13 protein-coding genes are annotated in these 15,467 nt (G+C 70.4%); 7 read left to right on the forward strand and 6 right to left on the reverse strand.

Annotation, left to right across the window (positions count from 1 at the left end; translation table 11 throughout):
- The first annotated feature begins 46 nt into the window (after positions 1-46).
- Entirely contained in the window at positions 47-196 is a 150-nt protein-coding gene (locus GCL84_RS29285; protein WP_197523248.1) for a hypothetical protein, read from the forward strand.
- A 51-nt stretch (positions 197-247) separates the two neighbouring features.
- On the opposite strand, the gene GCL84_RS14660 is transcribed toward GCL84_RS29285, so the two are convergent.
- Both GCL84_RS14660 and GCL84_RS14665 read right to left on the reverse strand, forming a co-directional pair.
- Positions 248-667, reverse strand: a complete 420-nt coding sequence (locus GCL84_RS14660; RefSeq protein ID WP_156756009.1) for a hypothetical protein — start codon at positions 665-667, stop codon at positions 248-250.
- Between the two features lie 36 nt (positions 668-703).
- Positions 704-1,009 carry a hypothetical protein gene (locus GCL84_RS14665; RefSeq protein ID WP_156756010.1) on the reverse strand — a complete coding sequence of 102 codons (306 nt, stop codon included), beginning with the start codon at positions 1,007-1,009 and terminating at the stop codon, positions 704-706.
- 147 nt (positions 1,010-1,156) lie between these two features.
- Between GCL84_RS14665 and GCL84_RS14670 the strand changes: the two genes are divergently transcribed.
- Positions 1,157-2,455 (forward strand): NAD(P)/FAD-dependent oxidoreductase, encoded by a 1,299-nt coding sequence (locus tag GCL84_RS14670; RefSeq protein WP_156756011.1) that lies wholly within the window; start codon positions 1,157-1,159, stop codon positions 2,453-2,455.
- On the opposite strand, the gene GCL84_RS14675 is transcribed toward GCL84_RS14670, so the two are convergent.
- Positions 2,452-2,781, reverse strand: a complete 330-nt coding sequence (locus GCL84_RS14675) for a hypothetical protein (RefSeq protein ID WP_156756012.1) — start codon at positions 2,779-2,781, stop codon at positions 2,452-2,454. The genes GCL84_RS14670 and GCL84_RS14675 overlap by 4 nt on opposite strands.
- Before the next feature lie 196 nt (positions 2,782-2,977).
- On the opposite strand from GCL84_RS14675, the gene GCL84_RS14680 reads away from it, so the two are divergent.
- A complete protein-coding gene (locus GCL84_RS14680; RefSeq protein WP_156756013.1) occupies positions 2,978-3,595 on the forward strand; it encodes an alpha-ketoglutarate-dependent dioxygenase AlkB in 618 nt (205 codons plus the stop codon).
- A gap of 1,599 nt (positions 3,596-5,194) precedes the next feature.
- Positions 5,195-5,482 (forward strand): hypothetical protein, encoded by a 288-nt coding sequence (locus tag GCL84_RS14685; RefSeq protein WP_156756014.1) that lies wholly within the window; start codon positions 5,195-5,197, stop codon positions 5,480-5,482.
- A 22-nt stretch (positions 5,483-5,504) separates the two neighbouring features.
- Here the strand turns inward: GCL84_RS14685 and GCL84_RS14690 are convergent, their stop codons facing one another.
- Complete coding sequence (locus tag GCL84_RS14690) at positions 5,505-6,134, reverse strand: hypothetical protein (RefSeq protein ID WP_156756015.1); 630 nt, start codon at positions 6,132-6,134, stop codon at positions 5,505-5,507.
- 181 nt (positions 6,135-6,315) lie between these two features.
- Here GCL84_RS14690 and GCL84_RS14695 point away from each other — a divergent pair, with 181 nt between their 5' ends.
- A complete protein-coding gene (locus GCL84_RS14695; RefSeq protein WP_156756016.1) occupies positions 6,316-7,050 on the forward strand; it encodes a response regulator transcription factor in 735 nt (244 codons plus the stop codon).
- Positions 7,028-8,539 (forward strand): sensor histidine kinase, encoded by a 1,512-nt coding sequence (locus GCL84_RS14700; RefSeq protein WP_156756017.1) that lies wholly within the window; start codon positions 7,028-7,030, stop codon positions 8,537-8,539. The genes GCL84_RS14695 and GCL84_RS14700 overlap by 23 nt, the downstream gene beginning before the upstream one ends.
- On the opposite strand, the gene GCL84_RS14705 is transcribed toward GCL84_RS14700, so the two are convergent.
- Positions 8,514-12,179, reverse strand: coding sequence for an HD domain-containing protein (locus GCL84_RS14705; RefSeq protein ID WP_156756018.1), 3,666 nt, complete (start codon positions 12,177-12,179; stop codon positions 8,514-8,516). The two genes, GCL84_RS14700 and GCL84_RS14705, sit on opposite strands and share 26 nt — an antisense overlap.
- Positions 12,180-12,209: 30 nt before the next feature.
- Positions 12,210-12,896 carry a MerR family transcriptional regulator gene (locus GCL84_RS14710; RefSeq protein WP_156756019.1) on the reverse strand — a complete coding sequence of 229 codons (687 nt, stop codon included), beginning with the start codon at positions 12,894-12,896 and terminating at the stop codon, positions 12,210-12,212.
- 99 nt (positions 12,897-12,995) lie between these two features.
- Here GCL84_RS14710 and GCL84_RS14715 point away from each other — a divergent pair, with 99 nt between their 5' ends.
- Positions 12,996-15,269, forward strand: coding sequence for an ATP-binding cassette domain-containing protein (locus GCL84_RS14715; protein WP_197523249.1), 2,274 nt, complete (start codon positions 12,996-12,998; stop codon positions 15,267-15,269).
- The last annotated feature ends 198 nt before the right edge of the window (positions 15,270-15,467 follow it).

Genomic DNA, 15,467 nt, shown 5'->3' on the forward strand with positions numbered 1-15,467 from the left:
GAATGGGGGTACCTTGGTTGAAACGGACAAAAACGGAGGTTCTGCGATGGCCGGACTGCTCAACCGCATCAAGGCGTACCTGCGCGGCCCGAAGGGACGGGCGTTGGTGGCCAAGGCGCAGCAGGCCGCCCGCGACCCGCGCAACCAGGCCAAGGCCAAGGCCGCGGTGTCCCGGCTGCGCAGCAAGCGCCGCTGACCCACCGGACACGGGGGCGCGGGCCGAAGCGGCTCGCGCCCCCTTCGCCGTTCACTCCCGCAGGTCGGCGGGCGCCGCCTCGTGGTGCGCCCGGCCGTGGGTGCGCCGGTCCTCCTTCATCGCCGCCTCGGCCAGGTGGCGGCGACCTCCGGTGAGCCGGTCGCGGACCCCCTGCTCGAGCTCGCGGAACGCGGCGTAGTACTCGGCGTCGTAGTCCTCGACGACCTGGAACGTCCACCGTCCCGGAAGGACGTTGCGGCCGACCAGCTCCGTGCGCAGCCGCTCGGCCTCCTCGTGGTGCCCGGCCTCGGCCAGCAGGTCGACCGCGCGGCCCAGTTCCAGGTCGGCGGAGCCGGTCAACTGGTGGAACGAGTACAGGTGCCCGCGCGCGCGTTCGACGGTCTCCAACGCCTCGGTCACCTTGCCCACGGCCTCGATCGTCTTCTCATCAGGCTGCTGCTGTGTGTTCACTGCCCGGTGATAGCCAACCGAGGACGCCGCCAATCCTCAGCCCGCGCGAAAGCGGCGGCGGCCCAGGTGGTGGCGGGCCCGCTGCAACGCGGTCCGCGCGGGGCCCGGCTCCCCCTCCTGGAGGTGGGCCCTGGCGTCGGCGACCGCCTCCGCCGCGGGCAGCACGAGGCAGGTGTCGCCGGTGGCGGCCGTGCGGGCCAGCGCGCCGAGCAGCGCGTCGGCCACGGTGGCCGGGTCGGCGGAGGCGGCGAGGGCGGTCAGCGCGCCATCGACCGCCTGTCTGAGGTCGAGGCCGGGCGACGGGTTTCCGGGGAGCGGGAGCCGGTCCAACTGACGTGTCATGGGTCACTCCTGAGGTGTTTCCGGTGAGCCTGCCTGGTAATGCGCCCGAAACCGAGTAGTCGCCGGGTGGACCACCCAAGCGGGTGACGTTTGCCCGACCGCACACCGGGAAGGTCAGAAGTTGGTTCCCGAGTTCGAGGAGGACGCATGCGCGTGGTTGTCGTCGGCGGCGGATACGTGGGCCTCTACGCGGCCCGGCACCTGGCCCGCAGGGGCAAGGGGCAGGTCGAGGTGACGGTGGTCGACCCCGAGTCGTCGATGACCTACCAGCCGTTCCTGCCGGAGGCCGCCGCGGGCAACGTCGAGCCGCGCCACGTGGTGGTGCCGCTGCGGGAGGTCCTACGCGGCTGCCGCGTCGTGGCCGGGCGGGCGACCTCGGTCGACCCGGACGCCAGGTCGGTCGCGGTGGACCTCGTCGACGGCGGGAGCGAGCGGATCGACTACGACCGCTTGGTGCTCGCGCCCGGGTCGGTGTCCAAGACGCTGCCGATCCCCGGCCTGGCCGAGCGGGCGACCGGCTTCAAGAGCCTGGGCGAGGCCATCGGCCTGCGCAACCAGGTCCTGTCCACGTTGGACGCGGCCCAGGAGTGCCGGGACCCGGCGCGCAGGCGGGCGCTGCTGAGCTACGTGTTCGTCGGCGGCGGGTACGCCGGGGTGGAGGCGATGGCCGAGCTGCAGGACCTCGCCCGCTACGCCACCCGGTTCCACGACGGCATCGAGCCGCGGGACCTGCGCTGGACGCTGGTCGAGGCGATGGACCGGATCATGCCGGAGGTCAGCGCCGACCTGGGTGAGTACACCGTCGCCAAGCTGCGCGAGCGCGACGTCGACGTGCGGCTGGGCACGCAGGTGAAGTCGCTCGAGAACGGCCGCGTGCGGCTCTCCGACGGCGAGGAGTTCGACGCGGAGACGTTCGTGTGGACCGCCGGGGTCACCCCCAACCCCCTGGTGCGCGCGACCGGCCTGCCACTGGACGAGCGCGACCGCATCCGCTGCGACGCCACCCTGCGCGTCGTGGACCACCCCGAGGTCTTCGCCGCGGGCGATTGCGCCGCCGTCCCCGACCTCGCCTCGGACGAGCCGGACGCCACCTGCCCGCCGTCAGCGCAACACGCGGTGCGCCAAGGCAAGCGACTGGGCGCGAACATCCTGGCGTCGGTGCGCGGCGAGGCGCTGAAGCCGTACAAGCACCGCAACGCCGGGTCCGTCGCCAGCCTGGGCCTGTACCGAGGCGTGGCACAGGTCTACGGCGTCAAGATGACCGGGCTGCCCGCGTGGCTGATGCACCGGGGATACCACCTCGCGGCCATGCCCACCACCGCGCGCAAGGCCCGCATCCTCGCCGACTGGGCGCTGGCCTCGGTGTTCCCCCGACACATCGCCGCGCTTGGCGAGCTGCGGGAACCCCGGGCCGAGTTCGAGCTGGCGACCAGGGCCGCCTGCTAACCCCGCTCCCCCGACGCGCGGGGCACCGGCAACGCGGGGGCCAACGGCAGCGCCTCGACCACCCGCTCCAACCCGACCACCGCGGCGTCGAGGTCCCCACTGGCGAGCGCCTCGATGACCAAGCGCACCCCCCGCACCTGCGCGGCGACCTGGCAGGTCTCCCCCATCGCGGCGGTCCAGGCCAACCCGACGACCAGGGTGGTCGCCGCGTCGGCCTGGACCACCCCCGCCTTGAGTCCGGTCAGGACGGTCTCGGCGGCGGCGCGCAGCCGCACACCGGGCCGCACGGGTTCCGGCGGGGGCAGGACAGGCTTGCGCTGAGGCACACGTCCCGGCTGCACGGCGAGGTTGGGACTGGTGGGTGTGGCGGGGACGGGAGCACCGGTAAACACACGGGGCCTCGATTCTCCGGCGGGCGGTCAGCGGCAGAGCCGAGTACCACAGGTCCCAACCATTCAAACATGAACATCACCCCCACCTGAACACTCGAACACCCGTTCGACTCCCGTGTACCCTCCCAGCATGCGACAGGCGCTCCAGACCACCCTCTGGTCGACCGACGAGCAACCAGCCATCGGCCCCCTCCACCCCACCCGCCGAACCCCCCTCTCCCACGGCGCCTGGATCGATCTCCTGCCAGGCTGGCTCACCGGCGCGGACGCCCTGTTCGACCACTTGGTGGACACCGTCCCCTGGGCCGCCGAACGCCGCCGCATGTACGACGCAGTAGTAGACGTCCCCCGCCTCCTGGCTTTCTACGGTGCCCAAACCCCCTTCCCCCACCCCGTCCTCTCACAAGCCCGCGATGCTCTGAGCGCCCACTACGCGGAACCTTTCACCACCGCAGGCCTGTGCTTCTACAGAACCGGCGCCGACAGCGTCGCCTGGCATGGCGACACCCAGGGCCGAGGCGCCCACACGGACACTTTCGTGGCCATCGTCTCGGTGGGGGCACCGAGGGTCCTCGCTCTTCGACCACGCGAGGGCGGTGGCGCTGGGCACCGGATTCCGTTGGGGCATGGGGATTTGCTGGTGATGGGTGGTTCTTGTCAGCGCACTTGGGAACATGCGGTCCCGAAGACTTCCAAGGCGGTGGGGCCCCGCATCAGCATTCAGTTCCGCCCCGCGGGCGTGCGCTGACCTTCGTGATATGCGGCGCTTTTGCTTTGACGTGTGGTCAGCGGCTCACATTGACTGGTTGGCAGGTTCTTGGAAGCTGATCGGAGGCGTTGTGCAGCTTCACATGGACGCGACACGGCGTCCTGTTACACAGCGTAGCCGGTTCGCTACACAACTTGCCGATCCTGCGAGAAGTGATGCTAAACTTGCCTCGGCGCTCACAAACCTGCAGGTCAACAAGAGTCTTCCCCGCGCGAGCGGGGCTGTTCCGGCGTCCGCCAACCAGGCGTGTACAGCCGTGCCGTCTTCCCCGCGCGAGCGGGGCTGTTCCGACATCGACGATGTAGCGCAGCAGGCCCGCGGCGTCTTCCCCGCGCGAGCGGGGCTGTTCCCCGAACGCGCTCGATGTCAGCGGGGTGGGTCATGTCTTCCCCGCGCGAGCGGGGCTGTTCCCAGCTTGTTGCGGATTTATGGGGTGAAAAGACCGTCTTCCCCGCGCGAGCGGGGCTGTTCCCCCGGGACGGGCGCGCTTGGGGTCCCACCGGGTGTCTTCCCCGCGCGAGCGGGGCTGTTCCCGCGACTGGACCGACGACGAGCGCGCCGCCCTCGTCTTCCCCGCGCGAGCGGGGCTGTTCCGAGACCGAGATGGCGCTTGACCCGAGGCAGTGGGTCTTCCCCGCGCGAGCGGGGCTGTTCCCCCGGCCTACGCCTCGGCCGACGGGGTGCACCCGTCTTCCCCGCGCGAGCGGGGCTGTTCCCCGGCAGCACGTGCTCGTCACCACCGCCACCAACGTCTTCCCCGCGCAAGCGGGGCTGTTCCCTGCTCGGCCGTGCGCTTGCCGCGAACGGTGTCGTCTTCCCCGCGCGAGCGGGGCTGTTCCGTGATCACTGGTGTGGGCGCCTGGTGGGGGTCGGTCTTCCCCGCGCGAGCGGGGCTGTTCCCGGCAGAGCCGCCGCCTGCCCCCTGGGCCGTGGAGTCTTCCCCGCGCGAGCGGGGCTGTTCCCCAGACCGGCGCACCCGGCGGCCGGGTCACCGTGTCTTCCCCGCGCGAGCGGGGCTGTTCCCTCTGCCCACGACGATCACGTCTTCCCCGCGCGAGCGGGGCGTTCCCGGTGCGAAGTCGTTCTCCAGGCTGGTGTGACCGGTCTTCCCCACGCGAGCGGGACTGTTCCCGTTCGGCGTCGGTTGCGGCGGGGTGTCGGCGGTCTTCCCCGCGCGAGCGGGGCTGTTCCCGCTGGCCGGGGACTCGCGCACGGCCGCGTTGAGTCTTCTCCGCGCGAGCGGGGCTGTTCCCCCGTTCCCCTTCACGGTCTGGGCGGTCTTGCCGCCTTCCCCGCGCTGGCGGGGCTGTTCCCCGGCGCTATAGCCCCTCGCCTCAGCAGGTGGTCGTCTTCCCCGCGCTAGCGGGGCTGCTTCCGGCTGGCCGCACGCCGAGCGAGCCGTGCGCACGTCTACCCGCGCAAGCGGCTGTTTCAGGCTCTCCCGCTACCACGACCTCCACGGCCGTCCCACACAAGCGAGACCGATCCATCCCCAACCAGCCCCCACCCCTTGCCCCCACCCCCCGACCCCGTTATCTTGATACCGGATAGCGACAAGCGATAGTCAGGGGTAACCAGATGGATGCCGGGGACGTCGGCCGCCTGCTGTTCGGTCGGCCCAGCAGGTTGCGGTTGGCTTTGTGGATTCACCAGCACGCGGGTCCGCGGTTCTTCCAGTCGGAGCCGCCCAAGACGGTTATCGCGCAGAGTGCTTGTGGGGTCGAGCTGACTCGGTTGGTGGATCTGGGGATGTTGACCGAGCATCGGGAGCCTGCCAATCGGCGGGTGTACTACGAGCGGACGCGCAGTCCGTTGTGGTCGATCATCACCGCGGCGGCGAAGGTGGTCGACCCCGTCGACAAGTAGCGTCGACGGGGTCGGGGGGGTGTCAGTTTCCTGGGCGGTCTGGAGTGGAGTCGGAGTCGCCGTTCCTGCGGGGTGGGAGGCCGTCTCGTTGGTCGGGTGTGCCGCCGTTGCCGAGGGATCTGGTTCCTGGTTCGTTGATGGTGTCGGCGGTGGCCTGGTCGCCGGAGGGGGTGGCCAGGATGGTGACCTCGTCGCCGGTTGTGACTGATGATTTCACTGTTTCGGCGTCGATCGTGTAAGTCTTGGTGTAACCGTCGGCGCTCTTGGTGGTGATCGAGGTGTCGGTGACGGCGGTGACCTCCCCCGTTTGCATGAGCATGGTTCGGTAGCCGCCGTTGTCGTCGGAGACGACGAACTCGCCGTGCAGGGCGCCCATGATGTTCGAGCCCGGGCGGCGGTCCATCATGCCCGGGCCGCCGCGCTGGCCCTGCTCGGCGGTGGCGCTGCCTGCCGCGTAAACGGCGAAGCCGCCCGCGGTGGCGACGCCGACAGCGACGGCGGTGGCCGCGGCGGTCTTCTTCCACGACCAGCGGGGTTGCGCACGTCGCTCCGGGACGGGACCGCCCCAGGTCTCCATGTTCTCCGACCCCGCCGCGGTTCGCTGGGCGTCGGCGGGCTGCTCCTGGGCGGGCTGGCCGGACTGGTCGGACATGTCTCCTCCTGTGGCGCCTCGGGCCCCGTGCCCTCCGGCGTGCCACCCACAGTGGCGGGCTCCCCTGTGCCTGCGCTGTGCGCCGGTTCTGCGGTGTCTGTGCGGCCGGGCGTCGACCTCGCACAGGTGGTACACAGGATTCCCACAGCACTGCCCCAAGCGCGCGCACGACGATGGGAGCATGACCGTGAACGCCCCGTCCCGATCCGAGTTGCGCAGGCCGGACGGCCGGCCCGTCCGCGTGCTGGTGGTCGACGACGAGCCGACACTCGCCGAGCTGGTGACCCTGGCGTTGCGCTACGAGGGGTGGGACGTGCGCAGCGCCCTCGACGGGGCCGCCGCGGTCCGCGCGGCGCGTGAGTTCAAGCCGGACGCGGTGGTGCTCGACGTGATGCTGCCCGACTTCGACGGCATCGAGGTGCTGCGCCGCGTGCGCGCGGAGGTCGACGGCCTGCCGGTGCTGTTCCTGACCGCCAAGGACTCCGTGGAGGACCGCATCGCCGGGCTCACCGCGGGTGGCGACGACTACGTGACCAAGCCGTTCAGCGTCGAGGAGGTCGTCCTGCGGCTGCGCGCGCTGATGCGCCGCGCCGGGGTGTCCGATGGGGGCGGTGACGCGAGCATCGTGGTCGGCGACCTGTCGCTGAACGAGGACACCCGCGAGGTGCACCGGGCGGGCGAGGAGATCACGTTGACCGCCACCGAGTTCGAGCTGCTGCGCTACCTCATGCGCAACCCGCGCCGGGTGCTGAGCAAGACGCAGATCCTCGACCGGGTGTGGGACTACGACTTCGGCGGCCAGGCCAACATCGTCGAGCTCTACATCTCCTACCTGCGCAAGAAGATCGACGCAGGCAGGCAGCCGATGATCCACACCATGCGCGGAGCCGGTTATGTCCTCAAGCCCGCCGCCTGAGAGCTCTCTCGTCGACGGGTTCAGCCCCCGCGCGCGGGCCCGGCAGCGGCTGCGCGAGGCCCGCCCGACGTCGCTGCGCGCGCGACTGCTGGCCGAGCAACTGGTGCTGCTGTCGTTGGTGTGCCTGGTGATCGGCGTGGTGACCGTCCTCGGCCTGCGCACCTACCTGGTGAACACCCTCGACGACCAACTCGGCGACGCCAGCGGCCGTGTCCTCCGCTACGCCGAAGGCCCCGGCCCCAGGCCCCCCGTCAACGTCGTCGGCGCCAACGCCCCCGGCCAGGGCCCCGACGCCCTCAACGCCACCATCTACAACGGCACCGTCGTCAACGTCCACCGCGAGACCCCCCGCGGCGAGAGCGTGACCATCCCCGACGAGCTGTCCACCCTGCTCACCGCCGTCCGCACCGACGGCCGACCGCACACCCTGCGCCTCGGCGACCTCGGCGACTACCGCGTCATCGCGGTCCAGGCCAGGGAACCCGGGCTGGTCCTCCTCACCGGCCTGCCCATGCGCGGCATCGACGACACCCTCTGGACCACCGGCTTCGTCCTCGGTGGCGTCTCACTCATCGGCCTCACCATCGCGGGCGTCGCGGGCGCTCTGATCATCCGCCGCACCCTGCTCCCCCTGGACCGCATGGCCGCGACGGCGCAGCGGGTGTCCGAGATGGAGCTGGACAAGGGCGAGGTGGCGTTCTCGGTCCGGGTGGCGCGGTCCGACACCGACGAGCGGACGGAGGTCGGGAAGGTCGGCTCGGCGCTGAACCGGATGCTCGGGCACATCGAGCGGGCGCTGACCGCCCGGCACGCCAGTGAGACACGGGTGCGGCAGTTCGTGGCCGATGCCAGCCACGAGCTCCGGACACCATTGGCCGCCATCAGCGGGTACGCGGAGCTGGCTGGGCGTCGGAGTGCCGAGCTGCCACCGGATGTGGCGCACGCGCTGTCTCGGGTGGGGTCTGAGGCGCGGCGGATGACGGTGCTGGTCGAGGACCTGCTGTTGTTGGCGCGCTTGGACTCCGGTCGGCCGCTGATGTGTGAGACGGTTGACCTGTCGGTGCTGGTGATCAACGCGTTGAGTGATGCGCGGGTGGCTGGGCCGGAGCACGCGTGGCACCTGGACCTGCCTGGCGAGCCGGTGTTGGCGGTGGGGGATCAGGCGCGGTTGCACCAGGTGGTGGCGAATCTGCTGGCGAATGCGCGGACGCACACGCCGCCGGGGACGACGGTGGCGGTGGGGTTGTCCCAGCAGGGTTCGTGGGCTGTGGTGACGGTGGCTGATGATGGGCCGGGGATTCCGGCTGAGTTGCTGCCGGAGGTGTTCGAGCGGTTCGCGCGGGGGGACAGTTCGCGGAACCGGGCGGCGGGGAGCACGGGGTTGGGGTTGGCCATTGTGGCGGCGGTGGTGCAGGCGCACGACGGGACTGTGCGGGTGGTCAGCCAACCGGGAGACACCCGTTTCACGGTGCGGCTCCCGGCTGGCTGACCACCGGTACCCGCTTCAAGGCGTCCACCACCATCTCCTCGACGTCGGGGACGACGTAACCCAACCCGCGCAGCATCTCCGCCACCTCCACCACGGTGATGTCCAAGCGGACCGCCCGCACGTACAGGTCGATGAGGGACAGCGGCTCGTCGGTGATCCCCCAGTCAGTGTCGTCCGGGCGGGCACGAACCCTCGCCACCTTGGTGGCGGTCTCGAACGTCATGCCGGCGGGCAACTCCCAGGCCGATAGCGAAACGCCCCAGGCCCTCATGCGATCGAGCACGCGGCTCAGCGGGGCATCGAGCAGGAACGCCGCCCGGACCGCCACCACGACCGGAATCTCCGCCCCCACTTGCCAATGATGCCAGTCGACCACTCCGTCTTCGCTGGCGAAGAGGTCGTCATCAAGGGGAGACGCGGTGTCAGGCACATGCATCGGAATGGCGAACCCATAGCTCTGCAGTCTCTCTATGGTGTCTGCGATACGGGGGAAATCGGAGAAGACCACCTTGTGGCTAAGCGTCATCGTCTCGTGGTCTCTACCGAGCTCCAGCAGTACGTGGTGGGCGGTTGACGCGTCAGCCGGGAGGGGCGCTACCTTGAAACCCAAGTTGCGCAAGAAGTCCGCAACCTCGTGCACTTCTCGCCCCAACTCGGACGCGGAGGCCAAAATGCTCTGTGGCAGTACGGTGTGCGCGGGGTCGAGCCAAGGGTATCGCCCGTCGCCATCGCAGCTGAGCATGACGGCGTGCTCTTCCCCCGGCACGGATGGCACTCGGCTCAGGTCGACCTCCAACCCTGATGGTTGCAACCGTTCCACCACGCTGTGTGCGTCCATTCGCCAGTCGAGGCACATCCGAACGACCTGGCCGGGCAGGGGCGCTCGATCCGCTGTGTACCAACCTGGCAATCCCGACCCGATGTGCCGGTGAATTTCCAGCCAGAAGCACGCGCGCTCGATATGGATCTCGGACACGTCGATTCCTGCGGACCGCCATAGCGTGGCGACATCCTCCGGTAACCGCTGCGACCCGTTGGCCGCGCTTGCCAGATCTGCAGCATTGACCTCACAGCCTGCGGCCAACAGGCGACGCCAGCGTCCCCAGAGTAGCTCCACCGTCTGCGCCGTAGCGGGCTCGGCGCGCAAGGTGGGGATGTCCAGGCAGTCGGCACCGCACTCCCGCAATCGCGCCACGATGTCGCCGAACGAGACCCGGTCTCCTCCCTTGAAGCCTTGGGTGTTGTCAACCAGAAGCCACCAGTCGAACTGGCGAGTCGGGCTGACCCGCATCGCCGCCGAGTAGGCGGCGAACACAGCTGGAAATCTGCGAATCCCCTCGGAGTGCTCGTGTGCGGCGAGACGCCACAACAAGACCTCATCGGGGATGTCCATGGAGGTCTCGCGCGCATGACGAGACCCGTGCTCGGATGAGCCGGATGCCAAGGCGAGACTGGGCACAAGCGCACGGTCGACCTTGAACAAGCCCGTCCGAGCGATGCGTGCCTGCGGCCCGTCGACGAGGTCGTGCCCACGCTTGACGGCGGCATCGACGAGAATGGCTCCGAGCTCACCGCTTTCCTCATGGACTCTGAAAAGCCAGTCATAGTTGTACAACTCGCTGTCGAGCGCCGCCTCTGCAGCTTCTGCGAGCAGTGAGAGCAGTGTGGGATCGAGGTCGTCGAGCACCTCGCTGCGATCCACGGTGAGCCTGCGGGGCGACCACTCACCAGTCAGGTTGACGATGACGCCTTTCAGGTCGATCGAATCCCCGGTGCCTACCACCAGTCCGTCGACCAACAATGCGCCGCCCGACCAGCACCAATGAACGTCCACCCCCGGTGGGGCATGGCCCCACTCGACTGTTGGACCGCTTAGGTCGTGTGTGTCTGCCCCACTCGCCGCCCTTAAGCGAAGGACCCTGGCGTCCCAAGTCAGAACCGCCTGTCGATTCCGGGCCACAGTGCGGAACTCCGCGATGCGCAGCACCTTCTCAAGAGCCTCGATGCCGTCCCAGAACTGGTCATCCAGTTTTAGGTAGAGGCGGACTGTTGTTCCTGACTCGGTTCCCTGTTCGGCCACCTTGCTGATTCGGAACAGGTGGCCTGGGCCGAAGATCGTTGCCCGCAGGACAGGCCCCTCCACCCCGTCCTTGCCCATCCGGCACGTCGTCACCACGATCTCCTCGGCGAGCATGAAGTAGCTCAGCACCCCGATCCCGAACCGGCTGTTCGGGTACAGCCGGATGGGCGGGTCAAGCCGGGACCAGTCCGACTGCTCGGCGAGGAAGTCCGGGTGTTCGGCGAAGCGGCTGCCCGCCTGACAGAAGACCCCGCGCAACTCTGTCTCGCCCATGCCGATGCCGTTGTCGCGGCACTCCAGGTAATGGCGGCCATCGGGGTCCACGCCCTGCTCGATCTCGATCGAGCCGTCGTAGGTGTAGGTCGCGGTGCGCACTCGGTCGAGGTGTTCGGTGCGGGCCTTGCGGTAGCGGCAGGCGTCCAGGGCGTTCTGGTACAGCTCGCGGACGGCCAGGTCGCGGTCCTTGTACAGGGCCTCGCCGATGAGGAGTTCGCGGACCCTGGTGGTGTCGAGGGTGAAGCTGGCCCAGCCTGCGAGGCTGGCGTCGGCTGGGGCGACGCCGTCGGAGGAGAGGCGGGTGGGGAGGGCGGGCATGGGGGCGCCGAGGCCGTCGCGGGTGGCGCGGTGGAGGGCGTGGAGGAGTTCGTCGGTGCGGGTCACGTGGTCGCGGAGGGCTTCGATGGTGGCGGCGTGGTGGCAGGTGGCGCGGAGGACGGGGATGTGTTGGCCGGACCAGGTGGCTTTGCGGAGGGTGGTGCGGAGTTGGGCCAGGTCGACGGGGTCGGGGATGGCGAGGTGCTCGGCGATGACGGTGGGGAAGGTGTGGGGCTCGATGGAGACCGCGTGCGCCAAGGCGAGGAGCAGGGCGAGGCGGCGTTCACGGACTGGGTGGACGCCGTGGTGGCGGAGGGTGTCCTCGGTGTAGAGGGAGTCCAGGAACTCGCGGCCGCCGACGCTGGGGCCGCGGTGGACGGCGCGCAGGAGGCGGCGGACGCGGGTGGGGTCCAGCAGCGGTGAGTCGCCGCAGGCCGCAGTGGGGTCCAGTTCGCGGCGGGTCAGCCAGCGGTGCAGCAGCCAGGCCTGGATCGGCGCGCCGTCCGGTCCCTCCGACCGGGTGCGCAGGAGCGGGTGGTGGTCGGCGTGCTCCTCGAACCCCTGCCCCGGGCCCTCGACGACGGCTTCGGCGCGGACAACGTGGTAGACGAGCGGCAGCAGCGTGAACAGCGCGCCCTCGGCGGCGGACAGCTCCAGCGACCGCTTCCCCAGCAGCCACCCCACGTTGTCGACGAACCGAGTCGGAAGATCCGCGTCGAACCACGGGTCGTCGGCCAGCGCTTCGGCCAGTTCGGCGTGCGCCCGCTCCAGCGCGGCGGCGATCTCGACGGCCTCGGTCAGCACGGGCTCGGGGTCCGCGACATGCCGCCAGACCCCGGACTGGGCGACCAGCCGGGGCCACCCGTCCAGGACGGGGGTTCTGCCGTGGTTGATGTACACATCGCCGCGAAGGTCGTTGCCGACCTGGATGTTGATGCCGTCCCCGTGCGCCGATTGCTCGACCAAGACCGAACCCCCTCGTGAGTCGGCCGAATTCTAGTCGCCCTCGATGTAGGCGTGCAGGTGCGCGGACGCCCGCAGCAGGCCCCTGGACTGCGCGTCCTGGGCCGCTCGCCGCTCCGTGATCGCCAACCTCAACGCCGCCGAGTCACCCGATTCCCGGAGGCCCGCGAGGACCTGGGCGATGCGGGCGAACGGGTAGCCCGCCGCGCGCAGGGTCGCGATGACCCGGGCGTCTCGCAGGTCCAGGGCGGTGTAGGTGCGGTAGCCGGTCCCCTTCTCGCGGGCGGGGTGGAGCAGACCCGCGAACTCCCAGACGCGCAGGGCGGAGGGGCGGATCGATAGGCGGCCGGCGACGTCGCCGATTCGCAAGGGGCCCTGGTCTTCGGTGGGGGTGTCGGCGACGGCTTCGAGTGCGGCGGCGGTGTCCTCGGTGGCTTGGCGGGCGGCGTGCAGGTCGGCGTGGGCGCGGTCCAGGCGGCGCAGGGCGGTGGACAGGTCCAGGGCGTGCAGCGAGCGCATGATGGCGGTGGCGGTCTCGCGGCCCGCGGCGGCGTCGAGGGCGCGGAAGGCCAGCAGGGCGTCGAGGTGTTCGCGGCCGTAGACGCGGTGGCCGGTGGGGGTGCGGGTGGTGGGTGGGAGCACGCCCGCGGCCTCGTGGTTGCGGATCTGCTGGGTGGAGACGCCGACGTGGCGGGCGAGGTCGACGGGGCGCAGGGTCATGGGCGCATGCCTACCATGTCGATTTGAGGGTTGACCAACGGTCTGGCGGCGATCCGCAGGTCAACTATTCATCGGCGGTTCAACGATACGGTTGAGGTCGTGAATTCAGACAACGCGATTCCCGAGTGCATTCGAGTCGTCGGCGCGCGGGAGCACAACCTGACCGGGGTCGACGTCGAGATCCCGAAGCGGCGGGTCACCGCCGTGACCGGGGTGTCCGGGTCGGGCAAGTCGTCGCTGGTGTTCGACACCGTGGCGGCGGAGGGGACGCGGCAGTTCCACGAGACGCTGCCCGCGTTCGTGCGGGGGTTCCTGCCCGGCCAGGGGCGGCCCGCGGTGGACCTGGTCGAGCACCTGCCCGCGACCATCGCGGTGGACCAGCGGCCGCTGTCGGGCGGGTCGCGGTCGACGGTGGGGACGATCACCGACATCGCGCCCATGCTGCGGCTGCTGTTCTCCCGGGGCGGGCAGCCGTTCGCCGGGTACTCGGACGCCTTCTCGTTCAACATGCCCGCGGGCATGTGCCCGGCCTGTGAGGGGCTGGGCAGGGTGGTCGGGATCGACATGGCCGCGTTCCTCGACGAGTCCAAGTCGCTCAACGGCGGGGCGCTGCTGGCGCCGATCTTCGGCATCGGCAAGTACGACTGGGTGGTGTTCGCCGAGTCCGGCAAGTTCGACATGGACAAGCCCGTGGCCGAGTTCACCGACGAGGAGCGCCGGGAGCTGCTGCACGCGAGCGGCGGCCCGGTGCCGGTGGAGTTCAAGGGCCAGACGGTCAACCTGACCTACGAGGGCGCGGTGGTGAAGTTCCGCCGACGCTACATCGATGTCGCCGAGGAGAAGAGCGACCGCACCAAGCAGATGGTGGCGCGGTACACCACCTCCGTGCGGTGCGAGGAGTGCGGCGGGACTCGGCTGTCCCAGGCCGCCCGGGACTGCGAGATCGAGGGGTTGTCCATCGCGGACCTCAACGCGATGGAGGCGGACGACCTGCTCGGCACGCTCAAGTCGTGGAGCCTGCCCGAGGTGCAGCCGGTCATCGACTCGGTGGTCGGGCTCGTCGGGCACCTGGTCGACATCGGCTTGGGCTACCTGAGCCTGGACCGGGCGACGGGCTCGCTGTCGGGCGGGGAGGCGCAGCGGGTGAAGATCGTGCGGCACCTGTCGAGCAGCCTCAACGACATGCTCTACGTGTTCGACGAGCCCAGCATCGGGCTGCACCCGCGCGACGTGCACCGGCTGACCCGGCTGCTGCACGCGTTGCGGGACAAGGGGAACACGGTCCTGGTCGTCGAGCACGACCGCGACGTGATCCTCGCCGCCGACCACGTCATCGACATCGGCCCCGGCGCGGGGGCCGCCGGTGGCCGCCTGTGCTACTCGGGCGACCTCGCGGGCCTGGCGGCGTCGGGGTCCCTGACCGGCGAGCACCTGTCCACCCGCACGGTCATCAAGTCCGCCGTGCGCGAGCCGACGGGCACGCTGGCGGTGTCGAACGCCCGCCACCACAACCTGCGCGGGGTCAGCGTCGAGATCCCCACCGGGGTGATGACGGTGGTCGCCGGGGTGGCCGGGTCGGGCAAGTCGAGCCTGGTCGGCGGGGCGTTCCTGGCCCAGCACCCGACGGCGGTGCTGGTCGACCAGTCCCCGCCCAAGGCCAACAAGCGGTCGACGACGCTGACCTTCACCGGGGTCGCCGACGCCGTGCGGACCGAGTTCGCCAAGGCCAACGGGGTGGCGCCCGCCCTGTTCAGTGCCAACTCGACCGGGGCCTGCGGCAACTGCGCGGGCCTGGGCGTGGTCACCACCGACCTGGCCAGCTTCGACGCGGTCGCCCAGGTGTGCCAGACCTGCGACGGCCGCCGCTTCACCGACGAGGTCCTGCGGTACCGGCTGCGCGGGCGCAGCATCAGCGACGTGCTGGAGATGACCGTCGCCGACGGGCAGGAGTTCTTCAAGGCCAACAAGAAGGTCTCGAAGGTGCTGACGGCGGTGGCCGACGTCGGTCTGGACTACCTGCGCCTGGGCCAGCCGTTGACCACGTTCTCCGGCGGGGAGTGCCAGCGGGTCAAGCTCGCCCCGCAGCTGCACACCCGGGGCGCGACCTACGTGCTCGACGAGCCGACGACCGGCCTGCACATGGCCGACGTGGGCAGGCTGCTGGGCGTTCTGGACCGGCTGGTGGACGCCTACGGGTCGACCGTCATCGTCATCGAGCACAACCTGGAGGTGATCGGGCACGCCGACTGGGTGGTCGAGCTGGGCCCGGAGGGCGGCAGGCACGGCGGGCAGGTGGTCTTCGAGGGCACCGCCGCCGACCTGGCGCTGGCGGGCACCGCGACGGGCGAGCACCTGCGGCGGTCGGCGCGGTGAGGTGCCCGGGTCCGGCCGGGGTCCCCGACCGGACCCGGGTCCCCGCTCCCGACAGGCACAGCTAGTGGTTCGGCTCAGAACGTTCGCCGTGTACCGGCGTGTCTGGGCGGGGCGCCGGAACGGCCGCGTACTGGATGTACTCGGTCGTTTCGGCAACCCGGTCAGGCGCGTCGTGGGCGGGTCACGTTCTGGACCGGG

The organism is Actinokineospora pegani, assembly GCF_009745975.1.
Lineage (GTDB): Bacteria > Actinomycetota > Actinomycetes > Mycobacteriales > Pseudonocardiaceae > Actinokineospora > Actinokineospora pegani.

Excerpts from the sequence above, each read along its gene's own strand:
- GCL84_RS14685 (WP_156756014.1), top strand. The coding sequence starts at position 5,195 with ATGGATGCCGGGGACGTCGGCCGCCTGCTGTTCGGTCGGCCCAGCAGG.
- GCL84_RS14670 (WP_156756011.1), top strand. The coding sequence starts at position 1,157 with ATGCGCGTGGTTGTCGTCGGCGGCGGATACGTGGGCCTCTACGCGGCC.
- GCL84_RS14700 (WP_156756017.1), top strand. The coding sequence starts at position 7,028 with ATGTCCTCAAGCCCGCCGCCTGAGAGCTCTCTCGTCGACGGGTTCAGC.
- GCL84_RS14690 (WP_156756015.1), bottom strand. The coding sequence starts at position 6,134 with ATGTCCGACCAGTCCGGCCAGCCCGCCCAGGAGCAGCCCGCCGACGCC.
- GCL84_RS14680 (WP_156756013.1), top strand. The coding sequence starts at position 2,978 with ATGCGACAGGCGCTCCAGACCACCCTCTGGTCGACCGACGAGCAACCA.
- GCL84_RS14710 (WP_156756019.1), bottom strand. The coding sequence starts at position 12,896 with ATGACCCTGCGCCCCGTCGACCTCGCCCGCCACGTCGGCGTCTCCACC.
- GCL84_RS14695 (WP_156756016.1), top strand. The coding sequence starts at position 6,316 with ATGACCGTGAACGCCCCGTCCCGATCCGAGTTGCGCAGGCCGGACGGC.
- GCL84_RS14665 (WP_156756010.1), bottom strand. The coding sequence starts at position 1,009 with ATGACACGTCAGTTGGACCGGCTCCCGCTCCCCGGAAACCCGTCGCCC.
- GCL84_RS29285 (WP_197523248.1), top strand. The coding sequence starts at position 47 with ATGGCCGGACTGCTCAACCGCATCAAGGCGTACCTGCGCGGCCCGAAG.